Origin of the sequence: Cupriavidus cauae (assembly GCF_008632125.1) — a bacterium.
GTDB lineage: Bacteria > Pseudomonadota > Gammaproteobacteria > Burkholderiales > Burkholderiaceae > Cupriavidus > Cupriavidus cauae.
Genome location: NZ_VWRN01000060.1, coordinates 23,550 through 44,934, shown reverse-complemented (window position 1 = coordinate 44,934; position 21,385 = coordinate 23,550). Strand labels below are relative to the sequence as shown.

The following is a 21,385-nucleotide window of genomic DNA, read 5'->3' as shown; positions in this document are numbered from 1 at the left end:
CCGTCCGCGGGAGAGCGGCGGGGGAGAGGGCAAGTGACGGCCACTGTGCCGCCAGGTCCAAAAAGCGAGCTCCGATCCCTAAAGTCCGCCGCCCAAACTGCCGTTACCACCCTCATCCACCGCCACGGTCGCGACTGCATCGCGCGGCCATGGCGACCAACAGAATCCGGGGCTAGTGCATGTCTCTCTTCAATATCGGCCTGTCCGGCCTGAACACGGCACAGAACGCGCTGACGACCATCGGCCACAACGTCAGCAACGCGGCGACCGCCGGTTACACGCGCCAGAACACCATCATCGCCTCGTCGGGCGGGCAGTACACCAGCCAGGGCTTCTTCGGCCAGGGCTCGACCACCACCACGGTGATGCGGGTCTACGACGAATTCCTGACCAGCCAGCTGCGCAGCGCCGAAACGTCGAGCGCCCATCTGGCGACGTACTCGGAACAGATCAGCCAGATCGACAGCCTGCTGGCCGACCAGAAGGGCGGCATCGCGCCGCTGATGCAGAAATTCTTCGCCGCGGTGCAGGGCGTGGCCGACAAGCCGGGCGATACCGCGGTGCGCCAGAACATGCTGAACGCCGCTCAGTCGCTGGCCGGCCAGCTGCGTTCCGCGGCCTCGTACTTCCAGAACCAGCAGGAAGGCATCAACAGCGAGATCCAGAGCTCGGTCACGCAGGTGAACGCCTATGCCAAGCAGATCGCCTCGTTGAACAGCGAAATCGCCAAGGCCACCGCGGCCAGCGGCGGCCAACCCCCCAACGACCTGCTGGACCAGCGCGACGAGGTCATCGCGCAGATGAACAAGGTCGTCGGCGTCAAGGTGGTCGCGCAGGACGGCGGCAGCTACAACGTGTTCGTCGGCAACGGCCAGCCGCTGGTGGTCGGCGCCAACTCGTACGACCTGAAGGCCGTGCGTTCGTCGGCCGACCCGTCGCGCATGGGCATCGCCTATACGCTGCCGGACGGTACCGCGATCGAGATGGATGACACGCTCTTCAGCGGCGGCAGCATCGGCGGCCTGATGCAGTTCCGCAGCGAGACGCTCGACGCCGCGCAAAACGCGATCGGCTGCCTGTCGCTGGCGATCGGCCAGACCTTCAACGCGCAGCACCGCCTCGGCATGGACCTGAAGGGCCAGATCGGCGGCGACATGTTCGCGCTGGGCTCGCCGACGGTGATCGGCAACACCCGCAATACCGGCACCGGTACCGTTGCCGCCACGATTGCCGATGCGACCGCGCTGACCACCAGCGACTACACGGTGACGTACGACGGCACCAGCTACAGCCTGGTGCGGATGTCCGACAACGAGGTGGTCGCCAGCGGCGCCGGCCCGACCTTCACGGCCGACGGCCTGAGCATCACGGTCGGCGGCACCATGGGCGCCGGCGACAGCTTCCAGATCCAGCCGACCCGCAATGTCGCGGGTTCGTTCGACCTGATCATCACCGATCCCGCCAAGGTCGCCGCCGCCTCGCCGGTGCTGGCCGAAAGCAGCGCCTCCAATGTCGGCACGGGCACCGCCAAGGTCAGCAACGTCGCGCAGGGCTTCAACGTGCCGCCCTCGAAGATCGTGGCGACCTTCGACGGCACCGCCTATACGTTCGCCGACGCCGCCGGCAATCCGGTGACGCCGGACGCCGGCCCGGTGACCAACGGCAGCGCGGTCGAATATACGTTCGACGGCGTGACGGTCAGCTTCGACGGCGCGCCCAAGGTCGGCGACAGCTTCACCATCGGCTCCAATGTCGGCGGCTCGTCCGACAACGGCAATGCGCTGGTGCTGGCCAAGCTGCAGACCGCCAAGACCATCAACGGCGTGTCGAGCTTCAATGACGCCTACGCCCAGCTGGTCAACGACATCGGCAGCCGCACCAAGTCGATCAATATCGCATCGACCTCGCAGAACAGCATCACGACGCAGGTGCGTACCGCCCAGCAGTCGGTCTCCGGCGTCAACATGGACGAGGAAACCGTCAACCTGCTGCGCTTCCAGCAGCTCTATCAGGCGAGCGCCCAGGTGATCCAGACCGCCTCGTCGCTGTTCGACGCCATCATCAATATCCGCTGACGGGCCGCCCGCCTACCGAGACCAGGAAACCATCATGCGTGTCGCCACTTCCACGTTCTACCAGCTCGGCCTGTCCGCGATGAACGGCCAGCAGTCCTCGCTGCTGCACGTGCAGCAGCAGCTCGGCACCGGCCGCCGTGTGCTGAACCCGTCCGACGATCCGATCGCCGCCACGCGCGCACTGGGCGTGGCGCAGGCCGGCGCCGTCAACGAGCAGTACGCGACCTCGCGCACCCAGGCCAACATCAGCCTGGCGCTTGAGGAAAAGACGTTGCAGAGCGTGATCACCACGATCCAGAACGTGCAGACGCTGATCGTCTCCGGCGGCAACGGCACCATCAGCAACGCCGACCGCGCGTCGATCGCCGCCGAACTGCAGAGCAACTACGAGCAGCTGCTGGGCCTGGCCAATGCCGACGACGGCAACGGCCAGTACCTGTTTGCCGGCTTCAAGTCGGGCACGCCGCCGTTCGCCGCCAATGGCGGCACGGTGCAATACGTCGGCGACACCGGTTCCCAGCTGCTGCAGGTCGACGTCGCCCGTCAGATGGCCGCCGGCGACAACGGCCGCGATGTGTTCCTCAGCGTCACGGGCTCGGCCGACTACGTGATGACCGCCGACGGCGGCAACACCGGCACGGCGCTCTACGGCGCGCTGTCGGTGACCGACCCGACCGACCCGCTGTACGGCCACGCGTTCTCGATCGACTTCGCCGTCGACGGCAGCGGCAATACCACTTACACCGTCACCGACAACAGCGCCGTACCCCCCACGGCCATCGTGCCCGCGACCCCCTACGTCGCCGGCGATGCGATCCAGTTCGGCGGCGTGTCGTTCACCGTCAAGGGCGCGCCGGCCAACGGCGACTCGATGACGCTGGCCCCGGCCAAGCAGGCCGGCACCGACATCTTCGCCAACATCAAGGCGGCCATCGATGCGCTGAAGCAGCCGGTGACCACCGAAGCCGATCGCGCGCGGCTGGACAACGCCCTGGCGACCGCCAACCGCAAGATGTCCAACTCGCTCGACAACGTGCTGACGGTACGCGCGTCGGTCGGCTCGCGGATGCAGGAACTCGATGCGCTCGACACCATCGGCGCCAATCGCGACCTGAACTACGAGCAGACGCTGTCGGGATTGCAGGATCTGGACTATGCGTCGGCCATTGCCGAGTACTACCAGCGTCAGACGGCGCTGCAGGCGGCGCAGCAGTCATTCATGCAGATTCAGGGGATGAATCTGTTCAATTACCTGCGGTAAGGGCAGGGACCATCCGTCCGGGGTGGTCCTCTTGCACGGCAGGTGGGGCTGGCATCAGACCAGCCCCTTTTGCATCACGCCCTGCTCACGCCCCACACGCCCCACTCACGTGCCGGACAGCCCGCCCGCGGGCGCCTGCTCGCCGGGGCGTTGCGCGGCCACCGACATCAGCCGCGCCTCGATATAGATGCGCCTGACCGCAGGGTAGCGAGCGCGGATCTGCCGTTCGACCCGCTCCACCGAGCGCGCCATGTCGTCACGGCTGGCGTCGGCCATGAATTGCACATCCAGCGTAACCAGTACGTCGTCCGGACCAAAATGCATGGTCAGCGGCCTGCCGGCGCGCTCGATGCACGGATCCTCCTGCGCGAGACGCTGGATTCCCAGCGCCATCTCCCGGTTCACGCCCTCGCCGACCAGCAGGCTGCGGCTCTCCACTACCAGCACCGTCGCGACGCCGGCCAGCAGCACGCCGATCGCCACTGACGCCGCGCCGTCGAGGACGGGCATGTTCCAGCGATGACTGGCGTATACGCCAAACGCAGCCAGTGCCAGGCCCGCCAGCGCGGCAGCATCTTCGGCGAGCACAGTGACGGTGGTGGGGTCCTTGCTCGCGCGCAAGGCCGCCCAGAACGGTGCGTCGCCCTTTTCGCGGTAGAACTGGCGCAAGGCGATGACGAAGCTGATGCCTTCGAACACCGCGGCGCTGGCGAGTACGACGTAGTTCCAGTGCGGGTCGCGCAACGGCTCGGGATCCATCATGTGCAGGACGCCCTCGTACGCCGAGATGCCGCCGCCGACGCCGAAGATCAGCACCGCCACGATCAGGCTCCAGAAGTACAGTTCCTTGCCGTAGCCGAAGGGATGCTGCGGATCGGCGGCGCGGCGGCTGCGCGCAATCCCGATCAGCAGCAGGACCTCGTTGCCGGTGTCCACCGTGGAGTGAATGGCTTCCGAGATCATTGCCGAGCTTCCCGTGACGCCGGCCACGATGAACTTCGTGATCGCGATGGCGGAATTGGCCGCGATCGCTCCATAAATGGCGACGGGAGATTTCGCGGATTTGCCCGTTGACGACGGCGCGAGGTCGCGAGGCGGGGAGTCCTTGTAGCCGATCATGGTGCCCATTTGCCAATTGCCCATTTGCCCATTGCTCGGCGGCGCATTCGCGATGATGCCGCCGCTCGGTGTGCGAAGGTGGTCGTCCACCCTGATGAATGGGTCGTGATGCAACAGGCGTTCCCGAGCGGCCCTTGGCCTGCCGGTGCGGCACAGCGCGGGGCGGCACCGACTCAAGGCCGTCCGCCGCCCGGTAAATTGTTCTTGTTGCGATGTAAAACGTACGTCGGGGCAGGGCCTGCCCGTGTTCCGCGCGCCAGGATGACGGGCGGACATCTTCGACTTGCGCCGGTATTGCGCCCTGCGCGCAGGCCGGCGCCCCGCGGTTGATGGTCAGCTGGCTGCCTTTTCCTTGCGATGGGACTTCGCCTTTTGGACGGCATGGTGCGACCGCTTGTGCTTCGCCTTCGCGGTCTTGGTGGCATGGTCTTTCGTTGCAGCCGGCGCAGCGGGCTTTGCTGGCGTGGCCGGGCTGGCAGGCGTGGCTGGTGTCGCCGGGGATGCCGCCTGAGCCTGGACCGTGCCAGAAACCAGGAAGGACATGGCGGCGGCGAATACTGCCAGTTTGCCGATGGACGGAATGCGCATGACGTCTTCTCCTTGGTCGAAGGGAGAACTGCAATACGAAACGGCCGACAGCGTCGGCTTTCGGATGTCGCGGGGAAGCGCCACGGGCACCGCCCACGCGCTCCGTCCCGCTTCGATGCCGAAATCGGGACCGACAGTCCGATAACGCGCGCGTCGCGTCGAACGTTGACGGCTTCCGCATGGCGGCGGCCCGCGGAACGCATCCGGGGCGGGTCTTGGCCCGCCCTCACCTCGGCGGCATTGGGGCCGCACGCCTGCGATCAGAACAACAGGATGCCCCCCAACGCGCCGCCCCGCTGTCTTGCCGACAGCCCGTCGAACGACTTCGATCGCGTCTCGCCGACCTCGGCGACCAGCGTGATGCTCTTGGTCAGGCTGTAGTACAGGCCCGCGGTGAGATTGGCGTTGGACTTGAGGCCGGTCCCGGGGTTGTCGCTGTTGCGGCTCTGGCCATAGCCAAGGCCCAGCTTGATCCGGTCCGTTGCCTTGTAGGTCCCTTGCACAAGGTAGGCCGAACTCCGCACGTCGCCCTGGTCGGCGTCCGAAAGGATGCCCAGGCCCTTGCCGGTCTGGAAGTTTGCCAGCAGACCAAAACGCCCCGCGTTCACGGAGCCGCCGACTTCCACTGCAGTCATGTTCAGCGATCTTCCGGCAGCATCTTCGAGCCGCTGGGACTTGCCGCCGAGCCACAGCTTGTACTGGTCGGTGCCGAAATTGACGCGGCCCTGGAACTGCGGCGTGTTCTTCGCCGTGTAGTCGGGTACGCCAATCACGGGCTGCTGGTCGACCGGGCTCATCACCGCCACGTCGACGGACAAGCCGCTGAAGGACGGCGTGGTGTAGACGAACTGGCCATAGGTGCCGACATAGGCGTAGCCCGCGCCGATATGACCCAGCGATACGCGACCGCGCTGCGTGGCACGCGTCGCGGCACCGACGCCGAGCAACGTCATGTCGTTGATGATCGCGTTGTAGCCGTACAGCCCATAGTCGCGACCGAGCTTGACCGTGCCCATGCTGCCATTGCCGAACGTCAGGTAGGCCTGGCGCACGTCCACCACGTTGTTCTGCGAGATGGCATCTCCGGTGGCAGCTGCGGCGCCGATACCGATCAGCGCGGCCACATCGTACTCGTCCTGGCGCGACTTCGCGCCAACGGACAGATAGCTCGGCAGCAGGCCATTGCCGATGACCGTGCTGTTGTCCTTGCCGCCGCAAGCGAGCGCGCGGCTGCCAAGCGCGAGGCCGCCGATGTTGTCGCCCGAGCACGAGTTTGTCGTATAGAAGGCATTGATGTTGCCGCCTACCGTCAGCGTCCAGTCGCCGGCCTGGAACTCCGCCGCGCCCGCATGGCTGGCGCAGGCCAGCGCGCCGATGACACAGGCAAGACGAATGGACAGCTGGCGCGGTTTCCGCACCGGGTGTTGGTGATGCATGGATGTCTCCTCTGGTGTTGTTGATCTGATGCGGCCGGTTCGCCGGCCGGCCGCATTGCGCAAGCGGCATGCCGGAGCAGTGGAAGAAGAGGAGCAGATCGAAGGGTTGTGGCGCGGTGAGGCAGCGATGTGCACGCTTGAAGCAACCGTGCCAACCGATGCGGAAAAACGAAACAGGACACTCGCCATGGGCGTCGCGAGGCGCGGCGTTCGAGGACCGGTCGATGCGTCGTACGAGAACAGTTGTTGCGGAATCGGTCAGCGATGCGCCGACGGGGCCGCAACGCTGTCCGCCGCATGCCGTGTGTCATTTCCGCTCACTGTGCTGCGCGACGAAACAAGCCGGAACAAGGATGCGATTCCGGCCGATCAGGTACAGTCAGCGGATCGAAAAGCGGAGGGAGACATGATCGTCGCTAACCGTTCGGCGGGACTGGTGGTGGTGCGCTGGATCGAAGACGAATGGCGTTGCCTGGTCCTGCGCGCGTACCGCAATTGGGACCTTCCGAAGGGAAGGCCGGAGCCCGGTGAGGCGCTGTTGGAGACGGCGCTGCGCGAGACCGCCGAGGAAACGGGTTTGTCGGCGCTGGCGATGCCTTGGGGCGATGACTATCGTGAGACCGAGCCCTACGCCAAAGGCAAGGTCGCGCGCTTCTACATTGCCTTGTCCCGCGAAGGGCAGGTCAGCCTTCCGCTCAGCGCGGAGCTCGGACGGCCGGAACATCACGAATTTCGCTGGGTGTCGTTCGCCGCGGCGCTCGAACTGCTGCCGCCGCGCTTCGGACCGATTCTGCAATGGGCGCAGACGGTGGTGGAAGCCAGCACTAAACAATATACGCAGTAAGGGATGGCAGCCGGGAAACTCACGCGGGCCAATATCGTCCAACCCGGATTCCGACCGAATTGAGAACCGTCATGCAGAAAATCTTCCTCAGTGCCGCCAGCCTTGTCTTGCTGCTGGGCGTTGTGTCCGGCTGCAGTAGTACCGGTGCCCCGGGCGACCGGCAATCCGGCATCACCATGTACGGCACCGTCGACGCCGGCGTCAGCGTCACGCGGGACAGGTAGGGCGGGACCAGCCCGTCCCGATTCGTGTTCATCCGACTGTCTGTCCGAACCGCAGTGCGTCGAGCCATTCGCCGATGACGGCACGCGCGGCGCGCTCGAGTACCGAACCATGCCGCGCCGCATCCGCGCGGATCGCCGCGATGTCCAGCCGATGCGCCGCCAGTTCATGCGCATGGCCGATCAACCAGCGCTCGATCTGCCGGTGATCGGCCTCGAGATGAAATTGCAGGCCGAGAATATGCGGCCCTAGCGCAAATGCCTGATTGGGGAATCCCGCGGTTTCAGCCAAACGCGATGCCCTCTCCGGAATCGCGAACTGGTCGCCATGCCAATGCAGTACTGGAATTTCGCCGACATGCCGCAATGGCGAGGCTCGGCCTTCCCCGGTCAGAGTCAGTGCCCCGTAGCCGATTTCCACCTTGCCTGTCGGCGTCACCGTTGCCCCCAACGCTGCCGCCATCAGTTGCGCGCCGAGGCAGATGCCCAAGGTCGGCTTGTCCTGCCTGAGCCGCGCCGCGATGGCGTCCTTCTCCGCGGCGAGAAAGGGGTAGCGATCGGTCTCGTACACACCGATCGGGCCACCCAGCACCACCAACAGATCCGCCGCCGTCACTGTCGCGCTGTCGATCGCGTCGACACCGGCCTCCAGATAGCGGACCGTATAGCCGCGCTCGATCAATAGCGGTTCAATGATGCCGAGGTCTTCAAAGGCAACATGACGGATCGCCAATGCGGTGCGATGCATGCGGTTCTGCTCCATTCAATCAAGCGATTTGCGATATTGGCTGGCAATTCGATCGGCGGGGCGGGGGCGGATGCTCCGGCCCGTCCCAACGCCAATGGCGAGCCCGCTTACGCCGCGGCGCGCAGCTTCACCGCCGGAAAGTCCACCGGCACGGCGAACGCCACATTGACGTAATTGGTGAACAGGTTCAGCGCCACGTGCGCGAGGATCTCGACGATTTCCTCGTCGCTGAAGCCTGCCTCACGAACGGCCCGCACATCGGTATCGTTGACCTGGCCGCGCGCCTCCACGACTCTCAACGCGAAGCGCAGGGCCGCGGCGGTCTTGGGATCGGTGGATTCGCCACCCTGCGCCGCGGACATTTCCTCGGCACTGGCGCCTGCCTTGCGGCCCAGCGCCGTGTGGGCCGCAAGGCAGTATTCGCAGGCATTGCGGTTGGCGATCGCCACGGCGATCTGCTCGCCAAGCTGGGCAGGAATGACGCCGCCGCCGAGCGCGCCGAAGCTGCCCCACATGCTCCGCAGCGCGGCAGGAGAGTTGGCCACGGCCTTGAACATGTTCGGCGTGGCGCCGAACGCGCCGTGGATCTGCGCCAGCAGCGCCTGGCGCTCGGCGGTGGTGTGATTGGGATCGATCAGCGGGACGCGAGACATGTGGTCACTCCTTGAGGTGGAAGGCTGCCGTCCGAATGGAGCGGTCGGAATCAATGGTAGGTAGAATGGCTGGACGCAAGGTGCAATAACGTCCATGAAACGTGTCCTTCCATCCGAAACGCTCGCGCAGACCACGGCCGATCCGGTGGATCGGCTGACCGCATTGCTGGACCGGTTCCGTGTCCGCACCAGGCTGTTCCATACCGGCAAGCTGTGCGGACGATCGACCTTCGAGCCGCTGCCGGGGCGCGCCTTCCTGCACGTCCTTCGCCGTGGCGAGATGGAAGTGCGGCACCGGCCCGGCGACACAGACGTGCCGCGTTTCCACCTCGCCGAGCCGACGCTGCTGCTCTATCCCCGGCCCGTGCACCATCAGTTCGTCAATCCGCCCGAGGACGGCTCGGATTTCACCTGCGCGACGCTGGATTTCGACGGCGGCGAACGAAACCCGATCGTGCAATCGCTGCCGTCACTGGTCCGGGTGCCGCTGGACACGGTGGAAGGGCTGCGGCCTGCGCTGGACCTGCTGTTCGCCGAGGCGGATCACGTCCGCTGCGGCTCCCGCGTGCTGGCAGACCGATTGTTCGAGGTCGTGCTGATCCAGCTGCTGCGCTGGATCATCGACCATCCTGCGGAGGTCGGCGTGACCAGCGGTCTGATCATGGGGCTGTCCGATCCACGCCTGGCGAAGGCGCTCGTCGCGCTGCATCGTTCGCCGTACGAGGACTGGTCGCTGGCACGGATGGCCTCGACCGCGGGCATGTCCCGCAGCGCGTTTGCCGCGGCGTTCAAGGACGCGACCGGTACGACGCCAGCGGCGTATCTGACGGACTGGCGGCTCAGCCTCGGCGCATCGATGATGCGCTCCGGGCGACCGGTGAACCTGATCGCCACGGAGCTCGGGTTTGCCAGCGCGTCGTCTTTCTCGAAGGCATTCCGGCAGCGGATGGGGGTGTCGCCGCGCAAGTGGTTGGCGGAGTCGGTGTAGCGAGCGCCGCCATCGATCGACGGACGAGGCGGGCTTTCGCGTTCCCCCACGCGTTGCCTTGTGGGGGCCTCGGCAGGCGAGCGCAATTCCCGGGGTCAGCGAACCACCGCGGCGCGGCCGCGTATGGCGGCCAGCACCAGCACGGTCGCGCACGCCTCCAGGAACGCCACGAAGTACAGGCCCGACGACAGCTGGCCGGTATTGGTCTTGAACCAGCCGATCATGTACGGCGCCACGAATCCAGCAAGGTTGCCGATCGAGTTGATCAGCGCGATGCCGCCGGCGGCAGCGGTGCCGGCGAGAAAGGCGGACGGCAGCGACCAGAACACCGGGAACGCGGCCAGGATGCCGATCGACGCCAGCGTCAGCGCCACCAGAGCCAGCATCGCACTGTGCAGCCATAGACCGGTCAGCGTCAGGCCGACGGCCGCCAGCAATGTCGCCATCGCGCAGTGCATCCGGCGTTCGCCGCTGCGGTCCGAATGAATGCCGTTGAGGACCATGGCGATGGTGCCCGCGATGAACGGGATGGCCGATACCAGGCCAATCTGCAGATTGCCCTGCACGCCCAGCTCCTTGATGATCGACGGCGACCAGAACGCGATGGTGGCGTTGCCGCTGACGACGCAGAAGTAGATCGCGGCGCAGATCCACACGCGGGAATTGGCGAACGCGGCTTTCAGCGTCGAGTGCTTGGCCGGATCGCGATTCTCGGCCTCGATGGTGCGCGTGACCAGTTGCTTCTCGGCGTCGGACAGCCAGCGCGCGTTTGCCGGCTTTTCCGGCAGGTACATCATGACGGCGATGCCGGCGAGCACCGACGGAATGCCTTCGAGCACGAACAGCCATTGCCAGTTGGCAAGCCCGTCGACGCCATCCATCGTCGTCATGATGAAGCCGGCCAGCGGGCCGCCGATCACGCCGGCGATGGCGAACGACGTCATGAACAGGCCGTTGATGCGCGCGCGCCGCGCCGCCGGGAACCAGTACGTCAGATACAGCACGACGCCGGGGAAGAAGCCCGCCTCGAACACGCCCAGCAGGAAGCGCAACGCGTAGAACTGCATCGGCGTCTTGACGAAGATCATCGCCATCGACGCGAGTCCCCACAGGATCGTGATGCGAGCCAGCGTCTTGCGCGCGCCGATCTTCTCGAGCAGCAGGTTGCTCGGCACCTCGAACAGGAAATAACCGAGGAAGAAGATGCCGGCGCCGAAGCCGTACACCGCTTCGCTGAATTGCAGATCCTGCAGCATCTGCAGCTTGGCGAAGCCCACGTTGACGCGGTCGATCCAGGCGAGGATGAAGAGAAAGACCAGAAAGGGAATCAGGCGGATGGCGATCTTGCGATATGCCACTTCGCATTGCCGCGCCACCTCGGTGGGCTGCAAGTTCTCTAAGGCGCCCGCGGCGCCGCTCATCACGGAAGACATCGGTGTTGCTCCTTGGGTGTGGTGGGCGGGGCTGCGCTGCATTGGCGCAGCCCTCGGAGGGTCGCTGTGCTGGGGGGCGCCGCGGTGGCGGCGCGATCTTCTCTCTGCCGCGGCGTGCGGCGTGCGGCGTGCGGCGTGCTGCGTGCGCCTGCGGGGGCCGCCGCGGTTGGCGCTACTGCGGGCCGACTGCGGACGGCGGCCGCATCAGTGCAGCAGCGGCTCGATCGATCCGGCGACCTGCAGCACGCGGGCGTCCTGGCCATGCAGGCCGCAAACGCCGAGGCCGATGCCCGGTGCGACCGGCAATGACACCGCGCAGCCGTCCAGGAAATTGATCACGCTCGGGTTGCGCAGCACCAGTCCGTTGGTCGCGAAGAAGTCCTCGTCACGGTCCAACGCATCGAGCCGCGGCGGGCGCATCGCGACGGTGGGCATCAGCCACGCATCGGCATCGCGCAGCCGCTCGGCGGCTTGGCGCTGCATCGCGCGACGCTCGGCGAGCAGCGTGATGTAATCTGCCGCGCTCAGTTGCTCGCCGCGCCGGATGCGCTGCGCAACCCGCTGGTCGTAGCGATCGCCATCGCGCGACAGCCACTCGCGATGCAGCGCCCACGCCTCGGCCGCCGTCAGGCCGCCGGCCGCGTTGATCTCGGGCAGGCGCCGCAGCTCGGGGAAGTCGAACGGCACGATGCGCGCGCCTTGCGCCGACAGCCGCGACAGCATGTCCTCGAATGCCTGGGCGACCTCGGCCTCCAGGCCATCGCAAACGAAATCGCGCGTCACGTAGAGGCGCAATCCCGCGAGCGTTGTAGGACGAGCGTCGAGTGCCTCGCCGCTCAGCACGGCATCGATGGCCGCGCAGCACGCAACCGATCGGGCCAACGGGCCGGCAGAATCCAGCGACGTCGACAGCGGCACGGCGCCATCGAGCGGCACGCGGCGCGCGGTCGGCTTGAAACCGGTCAGGCCACAAAACGCCGACGGAATGCGGATCGAGCCCCCGGTATCGGTGCCTAGCGCGGCCACCGCCATGCCGCCTGCGACGCTGACCGCGCCGCCAGAGGTGGACCCTCCGGCGATCCGCTCGGTGTCGAGCGGCGTGCGCGGCGTGCCGTAGTGGGGGTTCAGGCCCAGTCCCGAGAACGCGAACTCGCTCATATTGGTGCGACCGATCAGCACCGCACCGGCAGCACGCAGGCGCGCCACGGCGGGCGAGTCCGCGGTCGCCGGTGCATTGCCGTCGAGCACGCGCGAGCCGGCGCGGGTCACTTGTCCGCGCACATCGAACAGGTCCTTGATGGACACCGGCAGGCCGGCGAGAGGGGAGACCACCAGGCCGGCGGCGCGTGCCTGGTCGGCGGCGCGCGCAGCGGCGAGCGCGCCGGCCTCGTCCACCTCGATAAAGGCAACACCGCCGGCGCGGCGATGGCTGTCGATGCGCGCCAGCGCCTGCTCGGTCAGCGCGACGCTGGTGGTCTGTCCGGCAGCCAGCCTGGCCGCCAGCGCCGCAATGGTCGACTCGCTCATTCGGCCACCGCCAGGCTTTCGACGCGATACGCGTGGCGCAGCGTGCGGTTGCGCACCGGATCATGCAGTTCGACCTCGAAGGCCTCGCCATGGCCCAGCTCGCCGATCACCGCCTGGGTTCCGCAGAACATCGCCGTGCCAGCCGGCAGCGACGACTCGCCGGTCAGGCGCTGGATCAGCTCGCGCGGGTCGAGCAGGCGCGTGACCTTGCCTTCCTGGTACAGCGCGCGCTCGCCGTCGCGCACGCGCCAGCAGCGCATCTCGAGGCTGTCCCAGTGGTCGGCCACTTCCTCGAAGCGCCAGACCTGCTTGCCGACCGGCTTGTCGCACATCTGCTTGGACACCGTCACGTCATAGGCCTCGACCTTGCGGTCGGTGTGGTCCGAGCCGACGCCGACGTACAGTCCATCGCCCGCCTGCAGCAGCACCACTTCGATTTCGCCGGAGGAGTCGTCGCGCGGCACCTCGATGACATCGGCCGTGGTCAGCAGCGACGCCGCCAGCGGATAGAAGGTCGGCACGCTGGCGGGCGGCTTCACGCCGATGGCCTGCAGCTCTTCGATATGGTGCTGGACGGCCTCGAGATCGCGCCCGGTCCATCCGGCGATGATCAGACGTTGAATGTCGAGGGCGAGTTCGCCCCCGCCGGCAACTTGGAAATGCAGTGTCGGCATTGCGTACTACCTTGATTGGGGAAAAGAGGGGGTTAGAGCGTCCGGATGATGTTCTTCCGGAATTCGTCGATATGCGTGCGGACCGCTTCCCGCACCGCCGGCACATCCCGGCGCTCCAGCGCGTCGACGATCTCCAGGTGCTCCTGGTAGACGTTCTCGAGATGCTGCGGGTCGGACAGCGACAGGAACCAGAAGCGCGCCTGCTTTTCGTGCAGGCCGCGCAGCAATTCGGCCAGTACCCGATTGCGGGAGGCGGCGGACATCGCCGTATGGAACTTCAGGTCCAGCGATGCCAGCGCGGGGATGTCACGACCGGCGATCAGCGGGGGCGAGCGATCGACGATGTCGCGCATTGCCTTGAAATCGCTGTCGTGGCCGCGCTCGCAGGCCAGCGTGGCGCACAGCACCTCGTTGGTAGCGCGAACCTCGATCATGTCCAGCACTTCGTTCAGGGACAGCGGGGTCACCAGCACGCCCTTGCGCGGCATGATCGACACCAGCCCTTCGACCTCCAGCCGATGCAGCGCCTGATGGACCGGCGTGCGGCCCAGCCCGAGCATGGCCGCGACCTGGGCCTCGTTCAATGGCTCGCCAGGCCGGAATTCGCACGAAATGATGCGCCGCTTGATTTCCGTATAGGCCAGTTCGCGCATGGCCGCCCCGGTCTGGGAGGCGGTCTGCTTGCCACTGTCGTCGTCGGTTCCTACCAGTCGAATGGATGTCGCCACGGTCCGGTTCTCGTTCTCTCTGAAGTTGGAGTGATACTAGTGTGATATTTCACAGAGAACAAGGGCCGGATTTATCAGGGTTTACGCGGAGTCGCCTTCAGGCGGGCGGTTCTCCCCGCGCGGCGTTATGGGCGCCGAGGTCGATAAAGACCTTCCCGCCCTGGACCCGCACCGGATAGCTGCGAACGCCCTCCGTCACCGGCGCGCACACGGCCGCACCGGTCCGGACGTCGAACTTGCCCTGATGCAACGGGCATTCGATCTCGTGTCCGTCGAGGAACCCGTCGCACAGCCTCGCGTGGCCATGCGTGCAGAGGTTGTCGGTGGCATAGATCTCGCCATCGACGCCGTACAGCGCGATCTCGCGTCCGCCCACATCCACGGCGATCACGTCGTCCTGCGGCACCCTCGCAAGGGGGGCGGCCTCGGTCCAGCTTTCGGTCATCGTTCTCTCCCGCATCAGATTGGATAGATCAGCGAGTTGGGGATCATCTCGCTGTCGAATATGCAAAGCCGCGAGGCGAAACGCAGGCCATCGGGCGTGCGCACGACGGTGTCGAGATAGCGGCCGGCGTTCAGCACATCCGTCAGCTGATCGGGTTTGGTGCGCAGTACCGCGTAATTGGCCTCGGACACGATGCGCTCGCCGTCGGCGCTGCGCACCAGCGGCGCGCCGACGATGTGGCGCTGATAGTAGGGATCGTGGAACAGCGTCTCGCGAATGCCGTAGATGCGATCGCGCAGCATGGCCTTGCTTTCGAACGACAGCGTCGCCAGCGGCAGGCCGCGTTCGTGGTTTTCTCGCGGCTGGACCTTGTAGATACAGTCGTCGGTGAAGAAATCGGGCCAGCGGTCCCAGTCGCCGTTGTCGACGACGCTGGCGTAATCGGCGTACAAGGTCAGCAACGCGTGGTAGTCGACGAATTCCATCTTCAGACCTCCATTACCTTGCGCCAGTAGGCGTACATGCCGCGAATCAGCGTCTCGGTCACCATATGGTCCGTGTTCTCCGCGGTGCGTCCGCCCAGTTCGGCCAGCACGCGATGCCATGGCTTTTGCGCAAAGCCTTGCTGCGAGCATTCAATGGCCTCGCCGTCGTCGGCCGAGACGAAGCCGGCGGGGCCGAACAGATTGGCTTGGCGCAGGCGGCGGCGCGTCATGGTCTCGTCGTCGTCCTCGAAGCCGAAGTGTGTCCAGACGAAATCGAAGGTATCTGGACCGCGCGGCTGGATATGCCGCGTGGACACCGAATTGACCTGCTGCTGGAAGATCACGCTGGGAAAGATGGTCATCATCACCGCGGTGGGTTCGCCCCACCAGGGCTCGTGCACGATGTCGAGCAGCCGATCGTCCTGCAATGTCATCTGGTCCTTGAAGCTGGCGACGCCCGAAGTCACGTCGCTCTTTCCGCCCTGTCCGCGCGTCGAAACCATCGCGGCGTGACGCAAATGCTGGTCCATGACCAGGCGCGCCTTGTTGTCGGCGCGCCAGAGGCCGAAGGTCACGAACCACGTATGCAGCAGGCCGGGGTGGTAGGGGTCCTTGATGTTCTCCTGCATCAGCTTCCAGTTGCCCGGGATGCGCTGCTTGTTGTAGCCGAGCAGCTTCAGCTTGCGGCCGTTGAAGAGACGATCGAAGTAGCCGAGGATGTCCGGGCCGAGATAGGTCTCCAGCGGCTCGACCTCGTGATCGAACGACGCGAAGACGACGCCGCCGCGCGTAGCGACCTTCAGCCGGGTCAGGCCGTGTTCCTCCGGCCGGAAATCCGCGGGCATGCCGCCGTTGATCTTGCCGTCCTGCTTGACCCCGCGCCGAAACGGCACGCCCTGCAGATTGCCCTTCAGGTCGTAGTTCCACTGGTGATACGGACAGTGGAAGTCCTTGCGATTACCGCTGCGCTCGCGGCAGAACTTCATGCCGCGATGCGCGCAGACGTTTTCGACCACATTGATATCGCCGTCCGCATCGCGGATCACGATGACGGAGCGCTCACCGATCGCGGTGCGCTTGAAATCGCCGGGATTGGGAATCTCCGCTTCGAGGGCGACATAGCTCCAATGGCCGCGATAGAAGCAGCGCTCCAGTTCGCGCTGATAGAGTTGCTGGTCAGTGTAGACGCGGAATGGGATGCGGCTGATGCCGTCGTCGGTCCATATCGGGTCGCTGCGTGGGGCGTTGCTGTCCATGCGATGTCTCCTGTTCTTGTTGGACGGTTGGCTGTCGTTGGTCAGTGCATTCGGGGCGCGGGTGGATCAATCGTTCGATGCGTAGAAGGCGTCCGCGTAGATATGGTCGGCTTGGATGCCGCGATCGCGCAGCAGTACCGTCGCGGCCTCGACCATCGGCGGTGCGCCACATAGATAGGCACGCCATCCGTTCAAATCGGCGTAGTCGTGCGCGACCGCTTCCGTGACGAGCCCGGTGCGCAGATCGCGGTCGCTGCCCGTCTCAGTGGAAACCACATCGATTCGCAGGCGCGGATGCCGCTGTGCCAGTTCGTTCAACCAGTCCAGCCCATACGCGTCGCGCGGCGATCGAATGCCGAAGTACAGATGGATGGGATTCGAGAGCCCGGCGGCGATCGCGCCTCGCACGATGGCGAGCACCGGCGCCAGGCCCGTCCCTCCGGCAATGCAAAGAATGGGATCGTCGTTACGCGTGCGCAGATAGGACGTGCCAAGCGGCCCGCTGACGCGAACGGTATCGCCGACCTTCAGCTGTTCACGGATATAGCCGGTGACGCGGCCTTGCGGAACCATCCGCACATGAAATTCCAGTTCGCCATCGCCCGGCAGCCGTGCCATGGAGTAGGGGCGAATATGGTCCGGCGTGAATTGCAGCGTCGCGTACTGGCCCGGAGAGAACGACAACGGCTTGGACGGCGCCAGTCGGATCAGCTTGATGTCGTGCGTCAGGTCCGCCAGTGCGGTCACCGTGCCCTTCACGATGCGAGATGGATGGACCACCACCTCGTCGGGCTCGGGGATCTCGATGGTACAGGGACCCATCACCATCGATTGGCAGGCGAGCAGGGCGCGTCCGCCCTGCTCATCGTCGTTGATGAGGGTGTGGGCGCTGTCATCGCCGGCTGGCCGCACATCGCCCTCGAGCAGACGACAGCGACAGGTGCCGCAGCGGCCCGCCATGCAGCTGTACGAGATCGGCACGCCATGCTGCTGCAACGCGCTCAGCAGATTCTCGCCCTGCGGCACGTCCAGACGCTGTCCATGGGGGAGGACGCGGACTTCCATGTCGTCTCCAGTTCGTCGTTGTTGTTGTGGTTGTAGTGGGGGTGGTCGTTATAGTCCGGACCCATCATCGGACATCGGCAGTGATAAACCAATAGAATCCCGCTTATATGACCCATTCACCAAAGTGATAACGGAAAAGGGGGAGACATGCGGCTGCAGGACGTCGATCTGAATCTGCTCGTCGTGTTCGAACACCTGCTGCGGCTGCGTACCGTGTCGGGAACGGCCCGCGAACTCGGCCTGACGCAACCGGCCGTCAGCAACGCGCTGGCGCGATTGCGGCGACTCTTCGATGACCAGCTGTTCGTGCGCAGCGCCAAGGGGATGCTGCCGACGCCGGTGGCGGAGGACCTCGCGGAGCCGGTCGCCTATGCATTGGATGCGTTGCAGTCAGCCCTGAACCGCAAGGTCGAGTTCGACCCATTGCGCAGCGACCGCAGCTTCCAGCTGGCGATGACCGATATCGGCGAGGTCCACTTCATTCCCAGGCTGATGAGCGCGCTGCGCGAAAGGGCACCCGGCGTGTCGATCGCCACCGTCCGCAATACCGCGATCGACCTCGCCGACGCGATGAGCGTGGGACAGGTCGATCTCGCGGTGGGCCATCTGCCCGAACTGCCATCGGAGTTCTACCAGCGCCGGCTGTTTCGTCAGCGCTACGTCTGCATGTTTCGCGCGGGCCATGCGCTGGACAGGCGTACCGTGCGACTGCAGGACTTCGAGCGCGCGGACCACGTCGTGGTCACCGCGGCCGGCACCGGCCACGCCCGCGTCGACGAAATCCTGGCCAAGCTCGGGGTCCGCCGCAACATCCGCCTGCGCGTGCCGCATTTCGTCGCGCTGGCCGACATCGTCGCCACCACGGACCTGGTCGCGTCCGTCACTGAGAAGTTCGCCGAGCGCAGCGCCGCGTATTTCGGCCTCAAATCGATCCGCCATCCGGTGGATCTGCCGGACATCCAGATCAATCTGTTCTGGCATGGGCGCTATCACCGGGATCCCGGCAATCAGTGGTTGAGGGATTTGATTTTTGAGTTGTTTGCGGAGGGGTGAGCGCGCCCCGCAAGGCAAGATCGGCGCCGCGGCTGAAGCATTTCGAGACCGGACTTCAGTAGGGAAAACTTCGTGACTTCGACACGTTAAGAAGTTGCGATAACGCGGAATGAATCTATTTCCGTAAACCTTCCTACTAATCGGAGGTACTGCGGTTCTCTAGCCTGCGCAACCATTCTGACTCGCCGCCGGCAATGCGATCTGATTAGTTGCCATGCGGCGCCCCGGCACGGTGGTGATGCCTACCGATGCTCGAGCATGTCCATGAGAACGCCGGGCGATAGGCACTTTAATGAGGCGTTAAGGAAGTGGCGAAGCTATTGAAAGATGGAAATCTCAGTGGTATAGCGATCGCGATGGCTCTTGTCGTGGGGTTGCATTGGTATTTTCCGTGGTCTATTGGCTGGAGAGCTATCTGGGACGCTTGATAAGCTTCTCGATTGGATTGACCCTCGTCGCCGCAGCGGGATATGCCGGGCGAGCAAAAGCAATTGGATTGCGCTCCTTAAGAGGAGCGGAATGGCATTAGATGAAACGAACTTATGATGATAATAATTGAGATGGCTAAAACATCAGCGTCAGCCTGAGATTCTATGGTAGGAGAGGACATAATGCCGGTAAATAAAAAGGATCTGCAGCAGTTCGATCGGGCAAGGTGGACGTTGATTGTGGTTTCGGCATTTATATTTTGCTTATTCTTTGCCGGGTTTGCCGTCTTCGATTCCCCTATTTTTCACACCGTATTGGTTGTTGCTTATGTGTCTTGGGGAATATTCTTTGTCCGCAAAAACTACCGCTGCCCGAAGTGTCGTGCGATTCCCCGGTTACCACCTTTTATGGCCATAGATCTTGGCCCAAAGATATGTAGAAAATGTGGCCTGGATTTCGGTGGATGTGAGCCCGTGGAATCACGCGAATAGAGGGCGGCGCAATGGCGGTTTGGGTACGCGGCCCATCGCCATTTAGAGCGATAGTGAGCGGACGTTACGCCAGTAAGAAGATTTGCGGAGCGAAATAGATGGATATCGGGATCGGTGTGGTCTTGATTTGTGTTGCTTCAATGTTTATAACTTGGCTTGTATTTGGTAAAAATTTAACAGATACAAGAACAGCCAAATTCTTGTATTGGATTAAGTCGAGTGTCTTTATGGGAGTGTTGGTTTTTGCGTGGATAGCCTATAAAGAGCCGGCGTTAGGATTTGTGCCAACCATTGCGATCGCAATGGCGCTGTCTGGGTTTGTGAACCTCGTTAGATCACAATGGGCTTTCCTGTTTCCGTAGAAGTTAGCTTCCGCTGCGATCCCGGCGTGATTTCATTTTGACGACATGCGAATTAAGCCATTGGTGCAATATGGAAATCTTGAAGCCGGCCTTGTTCCCCAACATCCTGATCATCACCGGCCTGATGGCCGCCGGCAAATCGTCGGTGGCTCAGGCCATCGCGGAGCGGTTGCCAAAGTCCGTCCACCTGCGTGGCGACACGTTCCGCAAAATGATCGTGAACGGCAGAGCGGAGATCACACCCGAACTGACGCACGAGGCCCTGCAACAACTCTCGCTGCGCTACCGCCTGGCGTGCGACGCGTGCGAAGCCTATGCCGATGCGGGCTTCACGGTGATCTATCAGGACGTGATACTCGGTGAGTATCTCGACGAGGTCCACACGAGGCTGTCCCGCTGGTCGCCCGGCGTACTGGTGCTGAACCCCGCGTTGGACGTGGTCGCGCGGCGCGATGCCGAACGGCGCAAGACCGCCTATGCCGGTGATTGGACCCCTGCTTCGCTGGCTGCAGGGCTGGAGCACACGCCGCGAATCGGCTTGTGGCTCGATACCTCGGCCATGACGGTGGAGGAAACCGCCGACTTCGTATTGCGCCACGCAGAGGCAACCAGGGCCGGCGCACGCTAGAGTGAGGGACGCGACGACCGTCGTCGCAGTCAATCAATCAATCCATCGGGCAACATCCCAACAAAGGCCCGCATTAACCAATTGCCTTACCATTCGATCATTGCAAAGCGGATCAACTCCGCCGCATCCAACGATCGAAGACAAGCCATGGCACTGACAATCACCCCCGGAACGACGACCCGCACGCTGATTCGCGGCGAGGCTGGCGATATCGAATTGCTGATCGACTCGCCGAAAGACGCGGTGCAGGGCATTGCCGTGGTCGGCCATCCTCATCCGATGCAGGGCGGCACCGCTGACCACAAGGTGCCGCACCAGCTGGCCCGCGAATTGACCGCGCATGGCTTTCTCGCGGTGCGACCGAATTTTCGCGGCGTCGGCGCGACGCAGGGCGAGCACGACGCCGGTGTCGGCGAGACGAACGACATGCTGGCGGTGGTCGACCATCTGCGCGAGCAGTACCCGGGTCTGCCGCTGGCGCTGGCGGGCTTCTCCTTCGGCGCCTTCGTTGCGGCGTTGGCATCGGTCCAGCTTACGCAACGCGGCATCGCGATCGATCATCTGATTCTGACCGGCATGCCGTCCGGCCCCGTTGCGAATCACCGCAGCTACGATACGCCGCCGGTCCCCGCCAATGCACTGGTGATTCATGGGGAGGACGACGAGCGCGTCGCGCTGTCGGCCATCTTCGATTGGGCCCGTCCGCAGCAGCTGCCCGTCGTGGTGGTGCCCGGCGCGGACCATTTCTTTACTGGCAAGCTGCCGGTGCTGAGGCGCCAGGTCGCCAGCTATCTGGAGCGCCCGCCCGCATCCGCCGAGGCGTGAATCGGCCGCGTGGGCCTCGTCAGCCCGGCCCAGCTGCGCCGATCAGCCGCA

22 protein-coding genes are annotated in these 21,385 nt (G+C 64.7%); 9 read left to right on the top strand and 13 right to left on the bottom strand.

Annotation, left to right across the window (positions count from 1 at the left end; all coding sequences use genetic code 11):
- Nucleotides 1-179 precede the first annotated feature (179 nt).
- Nucleotides 180-2,075, top strand: coding sequence for a flagellar hook-associated protein FlgK (gene flgK, locus F1599_RS22275; protein ID WP_150084620.1), 1,896 nt, complete (start codon nucleotides 180-182; stop codon nucleotides 2,073-2,075).
- Between the two features lie 34 nt (nucleotides 2,076-2,109).
- A complete protein-coding gene (gene flgL / locus F1599_RS22270) occupies nucleotides 2,110-3,336 on the top strand; it encodes a flagellar hook-associated protein FlgL (protein WP_150084619.1) in 1,227 nt (408 codons plus the stop codon).
- Between the two features lie 105 nt (nucleotides 3,337-3,441).
- On the opposite strand, the gene F1599_RS22265 is transcribed toward flgL, so the two are convergent.
- The 3 genes from F1599_RS22265 to F1599_RS22255 form a co-directional block, all read right to left on the bottom strand.
- On the bottom strand, nucleotides 3,442-4,545 hold the full coding sequence (locus F1599_RS22265) for a cation diffusion facilitator family transporter (protein ID WP_223819818.1): 1,104 nt from the start codon (nucleotides 4,543-4,545) through the stop codon (nucleotides 3,442-3,444).
- Nucleotides 4,546-4,788: 243 nt separating this feature from the next.
- Nucleotides 4,789-5,043, bottom strand: coding sequence for a hypothetical protein (locus tag F1599_RS22260; RefSeq protein WP_223819817.1), 255 nt, complete (start codon nucleotides 5,041-5,043; stop codon nucleotides 4,789-4,791).
- Between the two features lie 260 nt (nucleotides 5,044-5,303).
- Nucleotides 5,304-6,479, bottom strand: coding sequence for a porin (locus F1599_RS22255; RefSeq protein ID WP_150084618.1), 1,176 nt, complete (start codon nucleotides 6,477-6,479; stop codon nucleotides 5,304-5,306).
- Here F1599_RS22255 and F1599_RS26335 point away from each other — a divergent pair.
- Both F1599_RS26335 and F1599_RS26010 read left to right on the top strand, forming a co-directional pair.
- On the top strand, nucleotides 6,478-7,323 hold the full coding sequence (locus F1599_RS26335; protein ID WP_223819816.1) for an NUDIX domain-containing protein: 846 nt from the start codon (nucleotides 6,478-6,480) through the stop codon (nucleotides 7,321-7,323). The two genes, F1599_RS22255 and F1599_RS26335, sit on opposite strands and share 2 nt — an antisense overlap.
- Nucleotides 7,324-7,394: 71 nt before the next feature.
- Nucleotides 7,395-7,547, top strand: a complete 153-nt coding sequence (locus tag F1599_RS26010) for a hypothetical protein (RefSeq protein WP_190286434.1) — start codon at nucleotides 7,395-7,397, stop codon at nucleotides 7,545-7,547.
- A gap of 28 nt (nucleotides 7,548-7,575) precedes the next feature.
- On the opposite strand, the gene F1599_RS22245 is transcribed toward F1599_RS26010, so the two are convergent.
- Nucleotides 7,576-8,292: a glutamine amidotransferase gene (locus tag F1599_RS22245; protein ID WP_150084617.1), complete on the bottom strand. Its 717-nt coding sequence runs from the start codon at nucleotides 8,290-8,292 to the stop codon at nucleotides 7,576-7,578.
- A gap of 107 nt (nucleotides 8,293-8,399) precedes the next feature.
- Complete coding sequence (locus F1599_RS22240) at nucleotides 8,400-8,945, bottom strand: carboxymuconolactone decarboxylase family protein (RefSeq protein ID WP_150084632.1); 546 nt, start codon at nucleotides 8,943-8,945, stop codon at nucleotides 8,400-8,402.
- Between the two features lie 145 nt (nucleotides 8,946-9,090).
- Here F1599_RS22240 and F1599_RS22235 point away from each other — a divergent pair, with 145 nt between their 5' ends.
- Complete coding sequence (locus F1599_RS22235) at nucleotides 9,091-9,933, top strand: AraC family transcriptional regulator (RefSeq protein ID WP_150084631.1); 843 nt, start codon at nucleotides 9,091-9,093, stop codon at nucleotides 9,931-9,933.
- A 95-nt stretch (nucleotides 9,934-10,028) separates the two neighbouring features.
- Here the strand turns inward: F1599_RS22235 and F1599_RS22230 are convergent, their stop codons facing one another.
- The 8 genes from F1599_RS22230 to F1599_RS22195 form a co-directional block, all read right to left on the bottom strand.
- A complete protein-coding gene (locus F1599_RS22230; protein ID WP_149319468.1) occupies nucleotides 10,029-11,366 on the bottom strand; it encodes an MFS transporter in 1,338 nt (445 codons plus the stop codon).
- 204 nt (nucleotides 11,367-11,570) lie between these two features.
- Entirely contained in the window at nucleotides 11,571-12,893 is a 1,323-nt protein-coding gene (locus tag F1599_RS22225; protein WP_150084616.1) for an amidase, read from the bottom strand.
- A complete protein-coding gene (locus F1599_RS22220) occupies nucleotides 12,890-13,567 on the bottom strand; it encodes a DUF2848 domain-containing protein (protein WP_150084615.1) in 678 nt (225 codons plus the stop codon). The genes F1599_RS22225 and F1599_RS22220 overlap by 4 nt, the downstream gene beginning before the upstream one ends.
- A gap of 32 nt (nucleotides 13,568-13,599) precedes the next feature.
- Complete coding sequence (locus F1599_RS22215; RefSeq protein WP_395896895.1) at nucleotides 13,600-14,283, bottom strand: GntR family transcriptional regulator; 684 nt, start codon at nucleotides 14,281-14,283, stop codon at nucleotides 13,600-13,602.
- 109 nt (nucleotides 14,284-14,392) lie between these two features.
- Nucleotides 14,393-14,740, bottom strand: coding sequence for a non-heme iron oxygenase ferredoxin subunit (locus F1599_RS22210; protein ID WP_150084613.1), 348 nt, complete (start codon nucleotides 14,738-14,740; stop codon nucleotides 14,393-14,395).
- Between the two features lie 14 nt (nucleotides 14,741-14,754).
- The gene (locus F1599_RS22205; protein ID WP_150084612.1) at nucleotides 14,755-15,225 is read right to left on the bottom strand and encodes an aromatic-ring-hydroxylating dioxygenase subunit beta; all 471 of its coding nucleotides are present in this window, start codon (nucleotides 15,223-15,225) and stop codon (nucleotides 14,755-14,757) included.
- Between the two features lie 2 nt (nucleotides 15,226-15,227).
- Nucleotides 15,228-16,481 carry an aromatic ring-hydroxylating dioxygenase subunit alpha gene (locus F1599_RS22200; protein WP_150084611.1) on the bottom strand — a complete coding sequence of 418 codons (1,254 nt, stop codon included), beginning with the start codon at nucleotides 16,479-16,481 and terminating at the stop codon, nucleotides 15,228-15,230.
- Between the two features lie 66 nt (nucleotides 16,482-16,547).
- Nucleotides 16,548-17,507 carry a 2Fe-2S iron-sulfur cluster-binding protein gene (locus F1599_RS22195; protein WP_263364059.1) on the bottom strand — a complete coding sequence of 320 codons (960 nt, stop codon included), beginning with the start codon at nucleotides 17,505-17,507 and terminating at the stop codon, nucleotides 16,548-16,550.
- A gap of 186 nt (nucleotides 17,508-17,693) precedes the next feature.
- Between F1599_RS22195 and F1599_RS22190 the strand changes: the two genes are divergently transcribed.
- From F1599_RS22190 to F1599_RS22175, 4 genes are all read left to right on the top strand, one after another.
- Entirely contained in the window at nucleotides 17,694-18,599 is a 906-nt protein-coding gene (locus tag F1599_RS22190) for a LysR family transcriptional regulator (protein WP_150084609.1), read from the top strand.
- Nucleotides 18,600-19,617: 1,018 nt separating this feature from the next.
- Complete coding sequence (locus F1599_RS22185) at nucleotides 19,618-19,881, top strand: hypothetical protein (protein ID WP_150084608.1); 264 nt, start codon at nucleotides 19,618-19,620, stop codon at nucleotides 19,879-19,881.
- Nucleotides 19,882-19,951: 70 nt separating this feature from the next.
- Nucleotides 19,952-20,509 carry a phosphotransferase-like protein gene (locus tag F1599_RS22180; RefSeq protein WP_190286433.1) on the top strand — a complete coding sequence of 186 codons (558 nt, stop codon included), beginning with the start codon at nucleotides 19,952-19,954 and terminating at the stop codon, nucleotides 20,507-20,509.
- Nucleotides 20,510-20,656: 147 nt separating this feature from the next.
- A complete protein-coding gene (locus F1599_RS22175; RefSeq protein ID WP_150084607.1) occupies nucleotides 20,657-21,334 on the top strand; it encodes an alpha/beta hydrolase in 678 nt (225 codons plus the stop codon).
- Nucleotides 21,335-21,385 lie beyond the last annotated feature (51 nt).

What these genes read in the sequence shown, in the direction of transcription:
- flgK (WP_150084620.1), top strand. Translation starts at nt 180, where the DNA reads ATGTCTCTCTTCAATATCGGCCTGTCCGGCCTGAACACGGCACAGAAC.
- flgL (WP_150084619.1), top strand. Translation starts at nt 2,110, where the DNA reads ATGCGTGTCGCCACTTCCACGTTCTACCAGCTCGGCCTGTCCGCGATG.
- F1599_RS22260 (WP_223819817.1), bottom strand. Translation starts at nt 5,043, where the DNA reads ATGCGCATTCCGTCCATCGGCAAACTGGCAGTATTCGCCGCCGCCATG.
- F1599_RS26335 (WP_223819816.1), top strand. Translation starts at nt 6,478, where the DNA reads ATGGATGTCTCCTCTGGTGTTGTTGATCTGATGCGGCCGGTTCGCCGG.
- F1599_RS22255 (WP_150084618.1), bottom strand. Translation starts at nt 6,479, where the DNA reads ATGCATCACCAACACCCGGTGCGGAAACCGCGCCAGCTGTCCATTCGT.
- F1599_RS26010 (WP_190286434.1), top strand. Translation starts at nt 7,395, where the DNA reads ATGCAGAAAATCTTCCTCAGTGCCGCCAGCCTTGTCTTGCTGCTGGGC.
- F1599_RS22245 (WP_150084617.1), bottom strand. Translation starts at nt 8,292, where the DNA reads ATGCATCGCACCGCATTGGCGATCCGTCATGTTGCCTTTGAAGACCTC.
- F1599_RS22240 (WP_150084632.1), bottom strand. Translation starts at nt 8,945, where the DNA reads ATGTCTCGCGTCCCGCTGATCGATCCCAATCACACCACCGCCGAGCGC.
- F1599_RS22230 (WP_149319468.1), bottom strand. Translation starts at nt 11,366, where the DNA reads ATGTCTTCCGTGATGAGCGGCGCCGCGGGCGCCTTAGAGAACTTGCAG.
- F1599_RS22225 (WP_150084616.1), bottom strand. Translation starts at nt 12,893, where the DNA reads ATGAGCGAGTCGACCATTGCGGCGCTGGCGGCCAGGCTGGCTGCCGGA.
- F1599_RS22220 (WP_150084615.1), bottom strand. Translation starts at nt 13,567, where the DNA reads ATGCCGACACTGCATTTCCAAGTTGCCGGCGGGGGCGAACTCGCCCTC.
- F1599_RS22210 (WP_150084613.1), bottom strand. Translation starts at nt 14,740, where the DNA reads ATGACCGAAAGCTGGACCGAGGCCGCCCCCCTTGCGAGGGTGCCGCAG.
- F1599_RS22205 (WP_150084612.1), bottom strand. Translation starts at nt 15,225, where the DNA reads ATGGAATTCGTCGACTACCACGCGTTGCTGACCTTGTACGCCGATTAC.
- F1599_RS22200 (WP_150084611.1), bottom strand. Translation starts at nt 16,481, where the DNA reads ATGGACAGCAACGCCCCACGCAGCGACCCGATATGGACCGACGACGGC.
- F1599_RS22190 (WP_150084609.1), top strand. Translation starts at nt 17,694, where the DNA reads ATGCGGCTGCAGGACGTCGATCTGAATCTGCTCGTCGTGTTCGAACAC.
- F1599_RS22185 (WP_150084608.1), top strand. Translation starts at nt 19,618, where the DNA reads ATGGATATCGGGATCGGTGTGGTCTTGATTTGTGTTGCTTCAATGTTT.
- F1599_RS22180 (WP_190286433.1), top strand. Translation starts at nt 19,952, where the DNA reads ATGGAAATCTTGAAGCCGGCCTTGTTCCCCAACATCCTGATCATCACC.
- F1599_RS22175 (WP_150084607.1), top strand. Translation starts at nt 20,657, where the DNA reads ATGGCACTGACAATCACCCCCGGAACGACGACCCGCACGCTGATTCGC.